Source organism: Enterobacter cloacae complex sp. CARB60, from assembly GCF_036487345.1.
In the GTDB taxonomy this organism is placed as follows: Bacteria; Pseudomonadota; Gammaproteobacteria; order Enterobacterales; family Enterobacteriaceae; genus Enterobacter; species Enterobacter asburiae_D.
In genome coordinates, this window is record NZ_JAZKLC010000002.1 from 3,680,256 (window position 1) to 3,698,583 (window position 18,328).

At 58.9% G+C, this 18,328-nt stretch carries 12 protein-coding genes; 4 read left to right on the forward strand and 8 right to left on the reverse strand.

The genetic code is table 11. The features are described 5' to 3' along the window. Window positions 1–17: 17 nt before the first annotated feature. Complete coding sequence (gene queA, locus V4835_RS18760; protein WP_063144786.1) at window positions 18–1,088, reverse strand: tRNA preQ1(34) S-adenosylmethionine ribosyltransferase-isomerase QueA; 1,071 nt, start codon at window positions 1,086–1,088, stop codon at window positions 18–20. Window positions 1,089–1,180: 92 nt separating this feature from the next. Here queA and acpH point away from each other — a divergent pair, with 92 nt between their 5' ends. Continuing rightward, complete coding sequence (acpH, locus tag V4835_RS18765; RefSeq protein ID WP_331413209.1) at window positions 1,181–1,762, forward strand: ACP phosphodiesterase; 582 nt, start codon at window positions 1,181–1,183, stop codon at window positions 1,760–1,762. Between the two features lie 127 nt (window positions 1,763–1,889). Beyond that, a complete protein-coding gene (locus tag V4835_RS18770) occupies window positions 1,890–2,492 on the forward strand; it encodes a peroxiredoxin (protein ID WP_014168840.1) in 603 nt (200 codons plus the stop codon). Window positions 2,493–2,535: 43 nt separating this feature from the next. On the opposite strand, the gene V4835_RS18775 is transcribed toward V4835_RS18770, so the two are convergent. The 7 genes from V4835_RS18775 to phoB all read right to left on the reverse strand — a co-directional run bounded on the left by V4835_RS18775 (window position 2,536) and on the right by phoB (window position 13,792). After that, entirely contained in the window at window positions 2,536–3,921 is a 1,386-nt protein-coding gene (locus tag V4835_RS18775) for a DUF3999 domain-containing protein (protein WP_331413210.1), read from the reverse strand. Continuing rightward, complete coding sequence (locus V4835_RS18780; protein WP_331413212.1) at window positions 3,918–6,533, reverse strand: DUF2339 domain-containing protein; 2,616 nt, start codon at window positions 6,531–6,533, stop codon at window positions 3,918–3,920. Before V4835_RS18780 ends, V4835_RS18775 begins: the two co-directional genes overlap by 4 nt. 88 nt (window positions 6,534–6,621) lie before the next feature. Further along, window positions 6,622–8,439 carry a maltodextrin glucosidase gene (malZ, locus tag V4835_RS18785; RefSeq protein WP_331413213.1) on the reverse strand — a complete coding sequence of 606 codons (1,818 nt, stop codon included), beginning with the start codon at window positions 8,437–8,439 and terminating at the stop codon, window positions 6,622–6,624. Window positions 8,440–8,601: 162 nt separating this feature from the next. Further along, on the reverse strand, window positions 8,602–9,975 hold the full coding sequence (gene proY / locus V4835_RS18790; protein WP_063144791.1) for a proline-specific permease ProY: 1,374 nt from the start codon (window positions 9,973–9,975) through the stop codon (window positions 8,602–8,604). Between the two features lie 81 nt (window positions 9,976–10,056). Next, window positions 10,057–11,376 (reverse strand): branched-chain amino acid transporter carrier protein BrnQ, encoded by a 1,320-nt coding sequence (brnQ, locus tag V4835_RS18795; RefSeq protein ID WP_024906795.1) that lies wholly within the window; start codon window positions 11,374–11,376, stop codon window positions 10,057–10,059. Between the two features lie 409 nt (window positions 11,377–11,785). Beyond that, window positions 11,786–13,081, reverse strand: coding sequence for a phosphate regulon sensor histidine kinase PhoR (gene phoR / locus V4835_RS18800; protein ID WP_063144792.1), 1,296 nt, complete (start codon window positions 13,079–13,081; stop codon window positions 11,786–11,788). A gap of 21 nt (window positions 13,082–13,102) precedes the next feature. Continuing rightward, window positions 13,103–13,792 carry a phosphate response regulator transcription factor PhoB gene (gene phoB, locus V4835_RS18805; protein WP_008503265.1) on the reverse strand — a complete coding sequence of 230 codons (690 nt, stop codon included), beginning with the start codon at window positions 13,790–13,792 and terminating at the stop codon, window positions 13,103–13,105. A 187-nt stretch (window positions 13,793–13,979) separates the two neighbouring features. Here phoB and sbcD point away from each other — a divergent pair, with 187 nt between their 5' ends. Both sbcD and sbcC read left to right on the forward strand, forming a co-directional pair. Continuing rightward, on the forward strand, window positions 13,980–15,185 hold the full coding sequence (sbcD, locus tag V4835_RS18810; RefSeq protein WP_331413215.1) for an exonuclease subunit SbcD: 1,206 nt from the start codon (window positions 13,980–13,982) through the stop codon (window positions 15,183–15,185). Next, complete coding sequence (gene sbcC / locus V4835_RS18815) at window positions 15,182–18,313, forward strand: exonuclease subunit SbcC (RefSeq protein ID WP_331413216.1); 3,132 nt, start codon at window positions 15,182–15,184, stop codon at window positions 18,311–18,313. Before sbcD ends, sbcC begins: the two co-directional genes overlap by 4 nt. The last annotated feature ends 15 nt before the right edge of the window (window positions 18,314–18,328 follow it).

Here is an 18,328-nt window from a genome sequence, read left to right on the forward strand (position 1 = left end):
AAAACGGTGCCGCGGACTTATTCCCCGACACGCTCATTCAAAGCCAGCGGATTGTACGTGATAAACATCGCGTCCCCGTAGCTAAAAAAGCGATATTTTTGTTCTACCGCAGACTTGTAGGCGTTCATCGTATGCTGATAACCGGCAAACGCGGAAACCAGCATAATCAGCGTCGATTCAGGCAGATGGAAGTTGGTCACCAGCGCGTCAATCACCTTGTACTGATAGCCCGGGTAGATAAAGATCTGCGTATCGCCAAAGAACGGCTCGATAAGACCGTTTTTCGCCGCCTGCGCGGCGCTCTCGAGTGAGCGCACGGACGTCGTACCGACCGCCACGACGCGGCTACCGCGCGCTTTCGCCGCCAGCACCGCGTCCACCACATCCTGAGGCACTTCGGCATACTCAGAGTGCATGATGTGATCTTCAATGCTATCCACGCGCACCGGCTGGAAGGTCCCCGCGCCGACGTGCAGCGTCACGAACGCCATCTCCACGCCCTTCGCACGCAGTTTTTCCAGCAGCGGCTCATCAAAATGCAGGCCCGCGGTCGGCGCAGCGACGGCCCCCGGCTTCTGGCTGTAGACGGTCTGGTACAGCTCGCGGTCGGCCTCTTCGTCCGGACGCTCAATATACGGCGGCAGCGGCATGTGGCCGATGGCGTTCAGGATATCGAGCACCGTGCGCTCGTCATCAAACTCCACCTCGAACAGCGCGTCGTGGCGCGCGGTCATGGTCGCTTTGATGCTCTCATCATCGCCCAGCAGCAGTTCAGCGCCCGGCTTCGGTGCCTTAGACGCGCGAATATGTGCCAGAATACGTTTATCATCGAGCATACGTTCGACCAGCACTTCAATCTTACCGCCGCTGGCTTTACGGCCAAACAGGCGCGCCGGGATCACGCGGGTATTGTTAAAGACCAGCAGATCGCCAGGGTTGAGCTTGTCGAGCAAATCGGTGAAAGTACCGTGCGTCAGCTCGCCCGTTGGCCCATCCAGTGACAGTAAGCGACAGCTGCTGCGCTCAGGCATGGGATAGTGAGCAATCAGGGATTCAGGTAGTTCAAAAGAGAAATCGGCGACGCGCATGACGTATACTCGTGACTTAAAAACAGGCGGCATAGTCTAGTGCTCACACCCTTTTGCTGCAACAACTAGCCGCCCCCGGACAAATAAAACGCATGAATTTTCTCGCTCACCTGCATCTCGCTCACCTCGCTGACAGCTCCCTGTCCGGCAATTTGCTGGCCGATTTCGTACGCGGCAACCCCGCTGAGGACTACTCCCCTGAGGTTGTCGACGGCATTTTCATGCATCGCCGCATCGACGTGCTGACGGATAAGCTGCCGGAAGTGACGGAAGCCAAAGCGTGGTTTCGCCCTGAAACGCGCCGCGTTGCGCCGATCACGCTCGACGTGATGTGGGACCACTTTCTGTCGCGCCACTGGGAACAGCTGTCGCCGGAGATGCCCTTGCCGGATTTTGTGCGCTATGCCCGCCAGCAGGTGTCGATCATCCTGCCCAACTCGCCGCCGCGCTTTGTGAATCTGAATAACTACCTGTGGTCGGAACGCTGGCTGGAGCGCTATCGCGAGATGGACTTCATCCAGAACGTGCTGAACGGGATGGCGAGCCGTCGCCCGCGCCTGGATGCGCTGCGGGATTCCTGGTATGACCTGGATGAACATTATGATGCGCTGGAAACGCGTTTCTGGCAGTTTTACCCGCGCATGATGACCCAGGCGAAAAGTAAACAGCTCTGACAGATTTCTCATTGATAGGTAAAAGCTGGCGGAACGATTGTCACCACCTCTTTGTCTTATCCCTGAACACTCTCTATACTGGCTCGCGTTGCGTTCCAAATAACCTTAGTATCTACAGGAGAATCATATGGTTCTGGTAACTCGTCCGGCTCCGGATTTTACAGCTGCAGCAGTTCTGGGCAACGGTGAAATCGTTGAAAACTTCAACTTCAAACAGCACACCAACGGTAAAGCGACCGTTCTGTTCTTCTGGCCAATGGACTTCACTTTCGTTTGCCCATCTGAGCTGATCGCATTCGACAAACGTTATGAAGAATTCCAGAAGCGTGGCGTAGAAGTTGTTGGCGTCTCCTTCGACTCTGAATTTGTACACAACGCATGGCGTAACACCCCTGTCGACAAAGGCGGCATCGGTGCTGTGAAATACGCAATGGTTGCGGACATCAAACGCGAAATCCAGCAGGCTTACGGTATCGAACATCCGGACGCTGGCGTTGCGCTGCGTGGTTCCTTCCTGATCGACGCAAACGGCATCGTTCGTCACCAGGTTGTGAACGATCTGCCGCTGGGTCGTAACATCGACGAAATGCTGCGCATGGTTGACGCGCTGCAGTTCCACGAAGAGCACGGCGAAGTGTGCCCGGCTCAGTGGGAAAAAGGTAAAGAAGGCATGAACGCGTCTCCGGACGGCGTGGCTAAATACCTGTCTGAGAACGTATCCAGCCTGTAATCGGCACGGTTTACGAAAAAGGCCCGCTTATGCGGGCCTTTTTTTATGCCTTACGCTGCGTCTCTCGCCAGATACGCCAGGCCATGCCCGCCAGCAGAACCACGCCCGCAATCAGCACGCCCCACACCAGCAGCGTGTTCATCCTGCTCTCCCGCTCGGCCGCAGAGGTGGCCGTCAGACGCCCCTCGCCGCCTAATGCGACATCATCCAGAATGTTGGCCTGCGGCAGGGTCGCCATATCATAGGTTTTACGCAGGTCGGCCGGGATCAGCATGCCGGGCTCCACGCTGGCAGGCTTTGCGGCACCGTTGCCCCAGGCGAGCACGTACGGCGCTTTCCCCTGCGCGTTGAACACCAGATCGTAGCGGTCGCGATGTCCCGTCACGCTCGGCAGGTATTCTGGCAGACGCGCATTCAGCGTCGTGATTTTCACCGCCTGCACCAGGCCCCCGTTAAGCGAAACCGGCGGCGACGTTTTTCCCTCAAGACGGTAAAGGACCTCTTTTTTCAGGGGGTGCCATGCGTCTTTTTCCGTACTCCGCCACGCTATCTCCACGGGAAGGACGCCATCGCCATTCAGCGAGATGCTGACAGCACTCAGCGGCTGCGGGCGCGCCCAGTGCCACTGCGCTTCGCTTGTCGATAGCTGCTCCCCTTCCCCCTCAAGGTCGACCGCTTCCGGGGCCGCCTGGGCAGGTGCGCTAATTGCGTTTACGCCGGTCAAGGTTATCCCCTGGCTCTGCGCGTTCAGCACCACCATGAGATAGCGATTCGCATCGGGAGATAAAACCGTATCGGTATCGATCCGATCGAGCTTAAGACGATCCTGGCCGCTGACGGCGTCCAGCAATGGCATATCCTCGCGCAGCGTATACCAGCGCTTAAGATCCTCGCTGTAATAGACCGACGCCGTTCCCTGCCACGGCGTCTGAGGGGTATTCCAGAGCAGCTGCAGCTGGGATATGGCGATCTCTCCCGTCGCCTGCTCCGGCAGGGTCAGCAGATAATGTTGCCCGGCTGCGGCGGCTTTTTGCCCCTCCAGCACAATTTCAACGCCGTTTCGGGAACGGAGCAGGATCTTATCGCTATCACCGGCATCTGAGGCAGCCGCAAGCGGCGAGGCGTCCAGCGGGAAGAGGCGCAGCGCGGTGGATTGCACTGGCGCCTGCGGGCGCGCCGCGCTGACCAGGCTGAAGGGAACCGGCTCGCCCGACTGGTTAAAAACGCGGACATCATGCAGATCTGGCGACGTGCTTTGCTCATAGACGGCGAGCGGCAGCATCACCCGATACCACTGGGAAGGAACAGACGTATCGAGTGAAAGACCAAAAGCATAGTCCCGGGGCGATTCCGTTTGTCCCTCGTCGCAGAACGCCGGGCCGGAAAGCGCCAGCAGCGCGGTACACGCTACCGCTTTCATCCATTTCATTTTTCATCTCCTGTTTTGGGCGGTAGCGGTGAGAAATACCCCACGATCAGAACCAGTATCGCCACGCCGATAAACGCCACCGCGCGGGACAAACCGCCTCCGCCCGCGCTGTCCACCAGCATCAGTTTAACCATCACCACGCCCAGCAGCGCGGCACCGCAGAGCCACTCCTGCCGGGAAGCCCGACGGGTGGCATGGATCATGACCACCAGCGCGATCAGCATCCAGAACAGGGCAAAACTGGTCTGGATAAGCCGCGAATCCCACAGCGATGCCACATTCCAGGCCACGTCGCCGTACCAGGCCAGGGCGCGCATCAGCGCACCGTTCAGCCACCAGAAGCCAAACGCCATCATCGCGACGGCAGGCCACGGTCGGGCCTGCGAGAGCCACGCCGGGTAGTAGCGATCCACAGCCCGATAAAAGACGACCAGCCCCAGCAGCGCGAACGCCGCGCCTTCCTCAAGCGGGTTTACCAGCGGCAGCCAGGTCTGACGATAGACCACGCCGTCCTGGAAATTGGTCACCACCAGCAATACCAGCAGCGCCACGACTACGGGGATCGGTGCCAGGCAGGCGTAGAGCGCAGGCCACTCCCGGAACGGCCACCCGCGACGCCGTACGGCTGCAGAGAGCGCCATAATTACCCCGCCGCCTGCAGCCATCGCTAATCCGCTGCCCCAGGCCGCCATGCCCCACGGCAACGACCGGGAAAACCAGTAAAGCTCAGCGGCCAGCGCCAGCAAAATCATCCAGAACAGCGACAAATGCAGCCCCATCGCGATGCGCGGCAGGAGTTTTTCACCGTCGCGCCGCAACAGCATCAGCGCGGCAGGAAGCGCAACGCACCAGGCCAGATTTGACCACCCGGCGGCAACAATCTGCTGGTGCCAGAGCTGATAACCCACCATCAGCAGCATAACCGGCCACAGCAGCCATTTGCTGGCATCCAGCTCCCGCCACGCCAGACGAGCAGCCACCTGCCGCCAGCCCCAGACCGACGCCGCCGTCAGCGCCAGCACGCCCGCCAGAATGGGTAATTCCTTCGTCAGCACCAGCCGCGATGCGCCCAATAGCGCCACGAGCCAGAACAGCAGCCCGCCTGCCAGCAGCGCCCGGCTGACCGGCAGAAAGAGAGTCCGCCACAGCCAGGCCGCAGCCAGCCAGCAAAGGCTGAGAATGGAGAAGATCAGCAGCAGGCTCAGCGACGTAACGCCGTTCGTTTGCGCCCACAACGCGCTGCCGAGCGCCAGCACCAGCAGCGCCGTGCCGCTATAGCTCATGCGACGCTGCTGCTGCTGCACGCCCAGCCAGAGGATACCCAGCCCCTCCAGCGCCCAGGCCATCGCCGTCCAGCGCGCCGACAGCGCCAGCGGAATGGCGAGCGTAGCGAACCCGCCGCCGATGGCCAGCGCCGCCAGGACCAGCGGTCGTCCGAGGGAGGGATAGCGCCGCAGCGCAAGGAACGCGAGGGTAAGATAAAATGCGCCGTATCCCAGCGCGCTCAGGGCCGGGCCATATTCCCAGTGCCGGGTCATGCCGTACTGCATTCCGAAACCGATCAGCGGCGGGGCAAACAGCAGCACGCCGTCAATAATCTGCTTCCCTTTCTCCTGCGCCCGCAGCGACAGCGCCACGCTCAGGACGCCGAATATCAGCGTATTGGCAATCAGGAACAGCTGACAGACCCAATAGTCTTCAGTCTGGTAGTCATTCAGCCCCCACAGGCCGCCCACGCCGAACGTAAACAGCAGCCCGAGCAGATTCAACTCGCGCCAGTGCTGCCAGATGCTGATAGCGAGAATGCCGATGGAAAGCAGGAGATAGAAAGAGAACAGCGCCACAAAGCTGCCGCCCCCGGTGGACAACAGCAGCGGCGCAAGATACCCGCCGAGGCTCGCCAGCATGGCGAGGCTCAGCGCCTTCTGCAGCACCGCCAGCCCGACGCTCGCCGCGCATATCACCACCAGAAGCGCAAAGGCCAGCGTCATCGGCAGCATTTGCCAGAGCCGAAATGCGCCAAATACCGTGAGGTAGAGTACGCCGGTCGCCCCGCCCTGGAGGATCAGCGCATAGACACGCTGCCTGTGCCGCAGCCGCCACCCGACCGCCAGCAGAACGATGGCAAACAGCGCCGTTGCCACGAGGCGCAGCTCAAGCGGGAACAGGGAGTGTTCAACGGTATAACGCAGCAGGAATGAAAGACCGAGGAAGAGCAGCAGGATCCCAAGCTTCGCCAGCGGATTACCCTGCATGAACCAGCGCATCAGCGACGTCAGTATGCCGCCAAAGGCAGAAGGCTGTTTTGCCGCAGGCACCATGGCCGGGGCGGGTTCTGCCACGGCAGCGGGGGTATCGGGGCGCCAGGGGTCGACAGGCGCGGGAGCGTCCTCAACCGCAGGCGCGGTCACAGCCACCGGTGCGGTGGCCTGCACCGGCTCCGGCGCGCTTTCAGGCACGCCGCGCTGCTCAAGCGCCTCAATGCGCTGGCGTAGCCGGGCGATCTCCTGTCGCGCCGCCGTACTTCGATTAAAGCCTATAACCGCAAGCACGGGTGCCACCACCAGCGCAAAAACCAGGAACAAACAGCCAAGGATGTAAAGCTCGTCCATGTTTCCACCTTCACCGTAAACGATCCGTTAAGATTGACACAAATAGTTGCATTTGCGCCATCTTAAAAGGTGGAAACATTAGCAGGTCTTAGCTGCCGGACCAGATCGTCGCGGATACCGCAGGCAGCGCCAGCACGCCGTCCTGTACCGTTGCCTTGCCCTCTTTATTCTTCCACATAGCCACTTTAAGCAGCGGTGAATCATCCAGCACCACTTCGCAGGCTTCACCCCGGTTAATCGCCACCAGCACGCGCTGCTGGTTATAGACGCGAGCAAACACCACCACGTTATCGTGGGCGTACACCACCTGACAGCCGCCGTAGCGCAGGGCGAGACTCTGCTTGCGCAGCTTCGCCAGCCGCTGATACAGGCTGAACAGCACCTTGTCATGTTTCGCAGGCTCCCACGGGAAGGTTTTGCGGCAGAACGGATCGTTGTTGCCGTCCAGCCCCACTTCGTCGCCATAATAGATGCACGGCACGCCCGGCCAGGTGAAGAGCCAGGTCACCGCCAGCGGCAGACGCGCCACATCCTTGCCGAGCAGGGATTTAAAGCGGGCGGTATCGTGGCTATCGAGCTGGTTAAACATCCGCAGCTGCTGCTGATGAGACAGACCGGCGCGATAGTTCTCCATCCACGCCATGCAGGTTTCAGCGTCGATATGATTCGGATCGTAGGAGATATCGGTGTTAGCGAGGAATCCCCACAGCGGGAAGGTAAAGCCGCGATAGTTCATCGCCGCATCTTCCGCATCGTTCTGCAGCCACTGGCGCGCGTCGCCAAAGTGTTCGCCAAAGACGAACGCCTCCGGCTGGGCGACTTTTGCCGAGCGCGCGATCCCGGCGACGTGCTGAAGGTTATTCCGCGCCCCGCCCGCTTCGCCGAGCATATGCACCACGTCCAGGCGCCAGCCGTCCATATTCCACGGCGCCTTCAGCCAGTGGCGCACGATGCTGTCTTCGCCGCCGTAGATTTCATTCACGAGCGTTGGCGACTGGAAATCCAGCTTCGGCAGGCTGGCGTAACCCAGCCAGTCCAGCGCGCGGCCCTCTTCGTTAAAGCTGTACCAGTCGCGCTGCGGCGAGTCCGGGTTATGACATGCCCCGCCCATCGACTGATTATGGCGGTCAAACCAGGCGTGGGAATCCCCGCTGTGGTTGAACACGCCGTCAAGAATCAGGCGCATGCCTTCGTTTTGGGTATTCTTACGCAGGCGCAGCAGCGCCTCGTCACCGCCAAACTGCGCGTCAACGTGGCGATAATCTTCGGTATCGTATTTGTGCACACTCGGGGCTTTAAACACCGGGTTGAGATACAGCGCCGTCACGCCGAGATTTTTCAGGTACGGCAGCTTTTCGCTGATGCCGTCGAGATCGCCGCCGTAAAACGTCGAGCCGCCCGCCTGCGCGGTTAACGGATCGTCCCACGCTTTCAGGATAATGTCATGGCCCGCCGCATGGTGGTGATAGATCTTATCCTGGTCAGCGGTGCGCTTTTCGCTGCGCGCAAAACGGTCCGGGAAAATCTGGTAAAAGACCTGATCGTTAACCCACTGCGGGCCGTTATCCGGGTAATCGACCGCAAACTGCTCCAGCCGTGCGGGTGGGAAACGGCTAAACCCCTGCGGGGTAAACCACAGCTGGCGGTTATTCCACAGCAGTTTGAAGCTATATCGGCGGCGCGGCTGTCCGCTGCTCAGGTCGATATTCGCACGCCACGCCGTGATCCCCGGCTGCGGCTGGCTGCGCAGCTTGTGCATTTTCAGCCCGGTCTCTTCGTTATCTATTTCGGCGCGGAGCGTCACGCGTTCAGGCTGATTTTCCCCCGCCAGCCAGAGCGTAATCACAAGGTTGTCTTTGTTTTGCTTAACAAATGGGGCAACCGGAAGGTGCCAGGCATTTAACATCACGAATCCCCTTTGATGAAATTGACGTCACCTTGCCACAGGGTGGTTAAGGATAGCTCATCACGTTCGGGATTATTGGGGGAGGAGAAAGGAGGAGTAGGCATCAGTGCGGCCTGATGCCCTCACCCCAACCCTCTCCCACAGGGAGAGGGAGAAAAAAGATTACTGTGCTTCCGCCAGCTGACGGTCACGGCGGCATTTAAACACCCAGCCCACCAGCAGCAGGACGATCCACGCGCAGCCCACGTACAGGGAAATGCGGGTATCCGGATGGTAGCCAATCAGGCCAATGATAAACACCAGGAAGATCAGCCCGACGACGGTGGTTGCCACCCCGCCCGGTACTTTGAACTTCAGCGCTTTCGCCTCGTCCGGCGACAGACGGCGGCGGAAGGCAATCTGCGACAGCAGGATCATAATCCACACCCACACCGTCGCGAAGGTCGCCAGCGATGCAATCACCAGGAAGACGTTTTCCGGCATGATGTAGTTCAGGTAAACCGAGAACAGCAGCGCCACGGTCATGACCACGACGGTCACCCACGGCGTGCCGCGGCGTGAGGTTTTGGCGAACACCTTCGGCGCGCTGCCCTGCTCCGCCATGCCGTGGAGCATACGGCCCACGCCAAACACGTCACTGTTAATCGCGGAAAGCGACGCGGTGAGCACCACAAAGTTCAAAATGCTGGCCGCAAACGCAATGCCCATATGCTGGAAGGTCAGCACAAACGGGCTACCGTTGGTGCCCACCTGATTCCACGGGTAGATGGACATAATCACGAACAGCGTACCCACGTAGAACACCAGAATACGCATCGGCACCGAGTTGATGGCGCGCGGAATGGACTTCTCCGGATCTTTCGCTTCCCCGGCGGTGATACCGATAATCTCGATACCGCCGTAGGCGAACATCACCATCTGCAGCGACATGACCATCCCAAGCCAGCCGTTGCTGAAGAAGCCACCATTGCTCCAGAGGTTATGGATGCCGGTCGGCTGACCGCCGTTACCGATACCCCAGATGATGATGCCGAAACCGGCGAGGATCATGATGATGATGGTGGCGACCTTGAAGAAGGAGAACCAGAATTCCAGCTCGCCGAACACCTTCACGCTCATCAGGTTAACGGCGCAGATGATCAGCACCACGCTCAGCACCCATATCCAGTGCGGCACCGCCGGGAACCAGACGCCCATATAGATGCCAAAGGCCGTCACGTCGGCAATCGCCACAATCAGGATTTCAAAGCAGTAGGTCCAGCCGGTGATAAACCCGGCCAGCGGGCCGAGGTTTTCCTGCGCGTAGCGGGAGAATGAGCTGGCGGACGGGTTGTGAACCGACATTTCGCCGAGAGCGCGCATGATGATATACGCCGCCACGCCGCCGATGATGTACGCCAGCAGAACGCTGGGACCGGCCATTTTGATGGCATCTGCCGAGCCATAAAAAAGACCGGTGCCGATAGCAGAGCCCAGCGCCATAAAGCGGATGTGGCGCGTGCTCAATCCACGTTTAAGTTTGTTAGTGCTTTCCATTTAAATCTTGCCATTCAACACGAAAAAAACAAAAAACCACGGGGCCTTAAGCCCCGTGGTTAAACAGTTTGTTGCCGTTGATTAATGAGCGTTCGATGCGACCTGACGCCCTGCAGCACGGTCCCAGATAATGGCCAGAACCAGTGCAACAACGGTAGGCATCAGCCAGGCCAGACCCTGCTCAGACAGCGGCAGACGCTGTGTCCATGCCGGCAGTATGTGCGCGAAAGCTGATGCTTTAATCCCGTCAAGGATACCAAAAATCAGGCTGATAAACATGGCTGGCGCAATAATTCGTGAAGAGTTGTTCCACCACGGGCGAGTAAAGCTCAGCACCACCAGCACGATACACGGCGGATAAATCGCCGTCAGCACCGGAATAGAGACCTGAATCAGGTGGCTCAGACCGAGGTTTGACACCGCCATAGAGAAGATGCCGAGGATAAACACCAGGGTGCGGTAAGAGAGCGGCAGATACTGTGCAAAGAACTCTGCGCAGGCGCAGGTCAGGCCAACCGCGGTGACCAGACAGGCCAGGAAGATGAGTGCCGCCAGCAGCATACTGCCCGCACCGCCGAAGGTGTGCTGAACGTAGGCGTGCAGGATAGCCGCACCGTTAGCGTTCTGATCGACCAGCATGGCGCTGTCGGAGCCCAGACGGAACAGCGCCAGATACAGCAGCGTCAGACCCACGCCGGCCATCAGGCCAGCCCAGATGGTATAGCGGGTCAGCAGACGCGCTTCGGTCACACCGCGGGAACGCGCGGCGTTAACGATAACGATACCAAACACCATCGCGCCCAGCGTATCCATCGTCAGGTAGCCGTTCACAAAGCCGTTAGAGAAGGCGGCGTTTTTATAGGCATCCATCGCGTCGCTAATCGGGCCTGCGGGCCAGACGATGGCCGCTACCGCCAGAACAATCAGCGCCACAATTTTCAGCGGAGCCAGGAAGTTACCCACGGTATCCAGCAGCTTGCCCGGATAGAGGGAAACCAGAATCACGATCGCGAAGTAGATCAGGCTGTAAATAAACAGCGGCATCGCACCGTCACCGGTCAGGGGAGCAATACCCACTTCGAAGGACACGGTTGCCGTACGCGGGGTCGCAAACAGCGGGCCAACGGCCAGATAGCAGACGGTTGCCAGCAGAACGCCCGCCACTTTGCCAATCGGGGTGCTGAGGCTATCCACGCCGCCGCCGACTTTCGCCAGCGCGACGACGGTCAGTACCGGTAGACCCACGGCAGTAATCAGGAAACCAAACGCGGCGGTCCAGACGTGTTCACCCGCCTGTAAGCCAACCATTGGAGGAAAAATGATGTTGCCTGCGCCAACGAACAGCGCAAATGTCATAAAGCCCAGCGCGATGATGTCACGCGATTTTAAGTGATGGGTCATAAAAACTTACTGCCTGTGGATGTGGTGTTGAAAACATTGAGATTTTCGATATCCCTCACGGGACGATACAGCCGAAAATTTACTCAATTTCAGCGGGAAATGCTCCCGTCCTGGCGTGGAGAAGAATAGTTTTTCGATTTACCACGCAAATACAGTCGGTCTGACAGTATCTGGGGGGCAATTTAAACGCTTATAACGTTTAAAGGCAAGGTGGGATCGCAAAACCAGAACAATATGCCATCATGAAAATACGCACTAGCACAATACGCTATTTATAAGAAAAACCCATGGCTAATCATGCGAACAAAAAACAGCCAGCCGTATAAAATTCATCCGCGTTTCGCTTGACTGCAAAGCAAACGGGCCAGCAGACGCTGACCCGTGGAAAGGTAAAATGACACACCTGCCGTCAGGCGATCTTTTTGGCAATTAATCGTTCCGGGATCACGAAACTGAAGCGGGTTCCTTTACCCAGCGTACTCTGGATATCGAGACGGCTTTCATGGTGATTTACCGCGTGTTTAACAATCGCCAGCCCCAGGCCGCTTCCCCCGGTCTGCCGGGATCGCGCTTTATCCACACGGTAAAAACGCTCGGTCAGACGCGGAATATGCTCAGGCGCGATCCCCGGACCGTTGTCTTCCACGCTAAACTCCGCCCCCGTTGGGGTATGGTGCCAGCGCACCACGATATCCGTCCCCTCCGGCGTATGATTTACCGCGTTATACACCAGGTTGGAAATGGCGCTACGCAGTTGATCTTCGCTGCCCAGCACCTTCAGCGTGTTGTCGACCTCAAAGGTCAGGTGATGCTTTTTGTGGCTTAACGTCTGCGCTTCACGCTCAACGACCCGCAGCATCATCGGGACATCAATGGTCTCATTTAGCGCAAGCGTTGGCGCCGCTTCAATCTTCGATAGCGTCAGCAGCTGCTTCACCAGCCCTTCCATCCTGTGCGTTTGCTCGCGCATGGTGTGCAGCGCTTTTTCACGCGGCGCGCCTTCAAGCGTTTGCTCCTGCATCATCTCCAGGTAGCCCTGAAGCACGGTCAACGGGGTACGCAGTTCGTGACTAACGTTGGCGAAGAAGTTGCGACGCGCCCCTTCCAGCTGGTGCATCTGGGTGACATCGCGCGCCACCATCAGCCACTGCTTATCGCTGTAGGGCATCACGCGAATTTCCAGATGGCGACCATTGTTGAGCTTCAGATTATGCGGGCGGGTAAAATCACGCGTTTTCAGATACTGCGTGAACTCGGGATAGCGCAGAAGGTTGAGGATATTCTGACCATTATCGTCGGGCCAGCGCAGGCCCAGCAGCTGTTGTGCAAGGCCGTTACACCAGAAAATTGTCCCTTCTTCGGTCGTCAGAATAACGGCATCCGGCAGCGACTCTGCACCGCTGCGAAAACGCTTAATCAGGCTTCCCAGCTCGCGGCGACGCTTTTTATTACGCATCTGCATCTGATGCAGACCGTACAGCAGCGGCTCCCAGCTGCCGCTTCCCGGCGGCGGCGTCATGCTTCGGTCAACCCACAGCCACCAGGAGAGGCGCAGCAGGTTCCAGAAGTGCCAGATCAGCAGCCCGGTGACCGACGCCAGCAGAAACCACGGCAGGTGTCCAAGAAAGGCCCCCAGAAGGAAGGCCGGAATACAGCATAAGATCAGTTCAAAGACGAGCCTTTTCCATGACAGACGTTCCAGCACGCGTCACACTCCTGTCATTGTTCAGAAACGGGTAGAAAAACGATAACCCGTGCCGCGGACCGTCTGCACCATGCGATCGTGGCCGCTCAGTTCCAGCGCTTTTCGCAGGCGGCGAATATGTACGTCAACCGTCCGGTCTTCGACATACACGTTAGTTCCCCAGACGTTATTCAGCAACTGCTCGCGGCTGTACACGCGTTCCGGGTGGGTCATAAAGAAGTGCAGGAGTTTAAATTCGGTAGGCCCCATGTCGAGGGGATTTTCACCGGTCATCACGCGGTGTGAGGTGGGGTCAAGGCTCAGCCCCTGCATCTCTATCACCTCTTCCACCGCCATCGGCGAAATACGGCGCATCACGGCTTTAATGCGGGCAACCAGCTCTTTTGGGGAGAACGGTTTAGTAATGTAATCGTCCGCGCCGGTCTCCAGACCGCGAACGCGATCCTCTTCTTCTCCGCGCGCCGTGAGCATCACAACCGGGATGTCGCGGGTCAGCGCCTCGCGCTTCAGGTGTTTGATAAACTGCAGTCCGGAGCCGCCGGGCAACATCCAGTCCAGCAGAATCAGATCGGGCCAGGGTTCATTCAGCTGGTTCACTGCGCTGTCATAATCTTCCGCTTCAACCGGCTGGAAGCCGTTTTGCTCGAGCACGAAGCACACCATTTCACGAATTGGAGCTTCATCTTCTACGACCAGAATACGTCTCGCCATACTTTGCCCTGTCTTATCTTATTTAAGTTACAAGTTTGTAATTCGGCGCCATTATGCGTCAGATTTATGACAGATTTATGAAAAACAGTACCATGATAACGGGCAAACCGTTGTTTTATTACAGCGGTTATTTTCCCGTCTCTGAAGGTTTATAATCCTGCTTTCTCTTTTTTGCCACGGATCAGCTATGCGCATACTTCACACCTCGGACTGGCATCTGGGTCAAAATTTTTACAGCAAAAGCCGTGCGGCTGAACATGAAGCCTTCCTGAACTGGCTGCTGGAAACGGCCCGGACGCACGAGGTGGACGCGATTATTGTGGCGGGTGACATCTTTGATACCGGCTCGCCCCCCAGCTATGCGCGTGAACTGTATAACCGCTTCGTGGTGAATCTGCAGCAAACCGGCTGTCATCTGGTGATTGTCGCCGGTAACCACGATTCCGTCGCGACGCTCAATGAATCCCGCGACATCCTGGCATTTCTCAATACCACCGTCGTCGCCAGCGCCGGGCACGCCCCGCAGATCCTAAAAAAACGCGACGGCACGCCGGGGGCGGTGCTGTGTCCCATTCCGTTTTTGCGTCCGCGCGATATTGTGCAAAGCCAGGCGGGACTTTCCGGCGGCGAAAAGCAACAGCATCTGTTACAGGCCATCACCGACTATTATCACCAGCAGCATGCCGATGCCTGCGCCCTGCGCGGCGACCGGCCGATTCCGGTGATTGCGACCGGGCATCTCACCACCGTCGGGGCCAGTAAAAGTGACGCCGTACGTGACATCTATATCGGTACGCTGGATGCTTTCCCGGCTCCGAACTTCCCGCCAGCCGACTACATTGCGCTCGGACACATTCACCGGGCGCAGATCGTCGGCGGCAGCGAGCACATCCGCTACTGCGGCTCGCCTGTTTCGCTCAGCTTTGACGAGACGGGCAAGGCCAAATCCGTCCATCTGGTGAGCTTCTCCGAGGGAAAACTCTGCGCCGTCGAAACGCTGGAGGTGCCCGTCACCCAGCCGCTGGCGGTGCTAAAGGGCGATCTCGACGCCATTACCGCCCAGCTTGAGCAGTGGCGCGGCGCGGCGCTTAACCCGCCCGTCTGGCTGGATATCGAAATCACCACCGATGACTACCTGCACGATATGCAGCGTAAAATTCAGGCGCTGACGGAAGATTTGCCTGTCGAAGTCTTACTGGTACGCCGCTGTCGCGAGCAGCGCGAGAAAATTCTGTTAAGCGCTCAACGGGAAACGCTCAGTGAGCTGCGGGTTGAAGAGGTGTTTGAACGCAGGCTCTCGCAGGAGGAAATTGACGACGCGAAGCGCGCAAGGCTCAGCGAACTGTTCAGCCATACCCTGCATGCGCTCAATGATGAGGAAGAAAACGCATGAAAATTTTGAGCCTGCGCCTGAAAAATCTCAACTCCCTCAAGGGCGAGTGGAAAATTGACTTTACCTCGGAGCCGTTTGCCAGCAACGGTCTGTTTGCCATCACCGGCGCGACCGGGGCAGGTAAAACCACCCTGCTTGACGCCATCTGTCTGGCGCTTTATCACGAAACGCCGCGACTGCAGAAGGTTTCTCAGGCGCAAAACGACCTGATGACGCGCGACACCGCCGAGTGCCTGGCGGAAGTGGAGTTCGAGGTAAAAGGCACCGCCTATCGCGCCTTCTGGAGCCAGAACCGCGCGCGCAACCAGCCGGACGGGAACCTGCAGGCGCCGCGCGTGGAGCTGGCGCGCTGCGAAGATGGCAAAATCCTCGCCGACAAAGTGACGGATAAACTGGAGCAAACCGCTGCGCTCACCGGGCTGGACTATGGCCGCTTTACCCGCTCCATGCTGCTCTCACAGGGGCAGTTTGCCGCCTTCCTTAATGCCAAACCGAGCGATCGCGCCGAGCTGCTGGAAGAGCTGACCGGCACCGAGATCTACGGCCAGATTTCCGCCATGGTGTTTGAAAAACACAAAGCCGCCCGCAGCGTGCTTGAAAAATGCGAGGCGCAGGCGGCGGGCGTCGTGCTGTTGAGCGAAGAGCAACAGCAGCAGTTGCAGCAAAGTTTGCAGGCACTTACTGACGAAGAGAAAACCCTGCTGGTTCAGCAGCAAAGCCAGCAGAAAGATTTTCAGTGGCTTACGCGCCATGACGAGCTCGTGCTTGAGCAACAGCGCGTCACCACGATGCAGCAGCAGGCGCAGCAGGCGCTGACAAACGCTGCGCCAGAGCTGGCAAAGCTCCAGCTCGCTCTGCCCGCCGCCCAGCTTCGACCGCTTTGGGAGCACCAGCAGGAGCAGACCGCCCGTCTGACGCAAACCCAGCAGCGAATTATCGAAGTAAATACTCGCTTACAAGCCAAAACCGCACTGCGCGCGCGGATCCGTCATACCGCCCAGCGGAATCATGAGCAGCTTCAGACCGAACTGACGGCGCTGGCGCAGTGGCTGGCGGAGCACGAGCGCTATCGCCTGCTGGGGCAGGAGATTGCCGGCTGGCGTGCCCAGCTCTCGCAGCTTAACCGCGATAAAACGCAGTTAGCCTCGCTTGCTGCGAAGATGAGTGAATTACGCAACAGGCTGGCTGAGATGCCGGAAAATGCGCTGACCCTGACGGCGGATGAGGTCAGCGCGGCCATGGAGCAACAGTCCCGGTCACGCACGCTGCGCCAGCGGCTAACGTCGCTGCATGCCCGCTATCAGCCGCTGCAAAAGCGCCTGCACCAGAGCGTTGAAAGCGTGCAGAAGGCCCAGGCCGATCAACATAAACTCAATGAAACGCTGACGCTCCGCCGCCAGCAGTACAAAGAGAAACACCAGCACTTTCTGGACCTGAAGGCCCTGTGCGAACGTGAAGCGACGATTAAAGACCTGGAAAGCTATCGTTCCCGGCTTGAGGCAGGCAAACCCTGTCCGCTGTGCGGCTCCAGCGAGCACCCCGCCGTTGAGCAATACCTGTCGCTTGAGTTGACGGATAACCAGCGCCGCCGCGATGCCCTGGAAAAAGAGGTCGCCGCGCTTAAAGAGGAAGGCCTGCTGGTACTGGGACAGGTTAATGCCCTGACTCAGCAGATCCAGCGCGAGACGGACGAAGCGCAGACTCTCTCTCAGGAAGAGCAAGCACTCACTAAAGAGTGGCAGGAAGCCTGCGCGTCCCTGAACATCGCGTTGAATATTCAGGAAGATATCACGCCATGGATGAACGAGCAGGAACAGTACGAGCGCCAGCTTTATCAGCTCAGCCAGCGTCTGACCCTGCAAAACCAGCTGAACGAGCAGGAAGTGCAGGAGCGGCAGTATCAGCAGCAGTTGACGGCCGCACGCCAGGCGCTGGAACACACCCTGCTCTCGCTATCGCTTAACGTACCTGAAGACGGTAATGAAGCCGCCTGGCTCCACGCCCGCGAAGCGGAATTCGCGCAGTGGCAGGAGAAACAAACCCAGCACGGCGTGCTTCTGGAACGCATAAACGCTCTCAAGCCGCTGCTCGACACGCTTCCGGAAACGCACAGCGAAGAGGCCGAACCGGCCATTCCGGACGGCTGGCGCGACGTGCACGACGAATGCGTGTCGCTACAGAGCCAGCTCACCGCGCAGCAGCAGCAGGAAACGCTGGAGCAAGAGCGCCTGCAGCAGTCGCAGACGCAGTTCACCGCGGCGCTCTCAGCGAGCTGCTTTGCCGATCGGGAGGCGTTCCTTGCCGCGCTGCTGGATGACGACGCTATTCGCCACCTCGAACAGCTGAAACAGTCGCTGGAAAGCCAGATACAGCAGGCCGCGGCCCTTTCCGGACAGGCTAACCAGCAGCTGCAGGCTCATCTGGCGCTGCGGCCGGAAGGGCTCGACGCCGATGCTCCTGCGCTGCAAAGCCAGCTGCAGCAGCTGGCGCAACGGCTTCGCGAGAACACGACGCATCAGGGCGAGATCCGCCAGCAGCTCAAGCAGGACAGCGATAACCGTCAGCACCAGCTGGCGTTGATGCAGCAAATTGAAGAGGCCGCGCGCCAGGCGGACGACTGGGGTTATCTGAACGCGCTGATCGGCTCCAGCACCGGCGACAAGTTCCGTAAGTTCGCGCAGGGGCTGACGCTGGACAATCTTGTCTGGCTTGCTAACCAGCAGCTTAACCGTCTGCACGGGCGCTATTTGTTACAGCGCAAGGCCAGCGACGCGCTGGAGCTGGAAGTGGTCGATACGTGGCAGGCGGACGCGGTTCGCGACACCCGCACGCTCTCGGGCGGTGAGAGCTTCCTGGTCAGCCTGGCGCTGGCGCTGGCGCTTTCCGACCTGGTGAGTCATAAGACGCGGATCGACTCCCTGTTCCTGGATGAAGGGTTCGGCACGCTCGACAGTGAAACGCTGGATACCGCGCTGGATGCGCTCGACGCGCTGAACGCCACCGGGAAAACCATCGGCGTGATCAGCCACGTAGAGGCGATGAAAGAGCGCATTCCGGTGCAGATCAAGGTGAAGAAGATCAACGGGCTGGGGTACAGCAGGCTGGACAAGGTATTTGCGGTGGAATAAATGGGGGTGGGTGCG

Coding starts and splice junctions, on each gene's coding strand:
- queA (WP_063144786.1), bottom strand. CDS start 1,088: ATGCGCGTCGCCGATTTCTCTTTTGAACTACCTGAATCCCTGATTGCT.
- acpH (WP_331413209.1), top strand. CDS start 1,181: ATGAATTTTCTCGCTCACCTGCATCTCGCTCACCTCGCTGACAGCTCC.
- V4835_RS18770 (WP_014168840.1), top strand. CDS start 1,890: ATGGTTCTGGTAACTCGTCCGGCTCCGGATTTTACAGCTGCAGCAGTT.
- V4835_RS18775 (WP_331413210.1), bottom strand. CDS start 3,921: ATGAAATGGATGAAAGCGGTAGCGTGTACCGCGCTGCTGGCGCTTTCC.
- V4835_RS18780 (WP_331413212.1), bottom strand. CDS start 6,533: ATGGACGAGCTTTACATCCTTGGCTGTTTGTTCCTGGTTTTTGCGCTG.
- malZ (WP_331413213.1), bottom strand. CDS start 8,439: ATGTTAAATGCCTGGCACCTTCCGGTTGCCCCATTTGTTAAGCAAAAC.
- proY (WP_063144791.1), bottom strand. CDS start 9,975: ATGGAAAGCACTAACAAACTTAAACGTGGATTGAGCACGCGCCACATC.
- brnQ (WP_024906795.1), bottom strand. CDS start 11,376: ATGACCCATCACTTAAAATCGCGTGACATCATCGCGCTGGGCTTTATG.
- phoB (WP_008503265.1), bottom strand. CDS start 13,792: ATGGCGAGACGTATTCTGGTCGTAGAAGATGAAGCTCCAATTCGTGAA.
- sbcD (WP_331413215.1), top strand. CDS start 13,980: ATGCGCATACTTCACACCTCGGACTGGCATCTGGGTCAAAATTTTTAC.
- sbcC (WP_331413216.1), top strand. CDS start 15,182: ATGAAAATTTTGAGCCTGCGCCTGAAAAATCTCAACTCCCTCAAGGGC.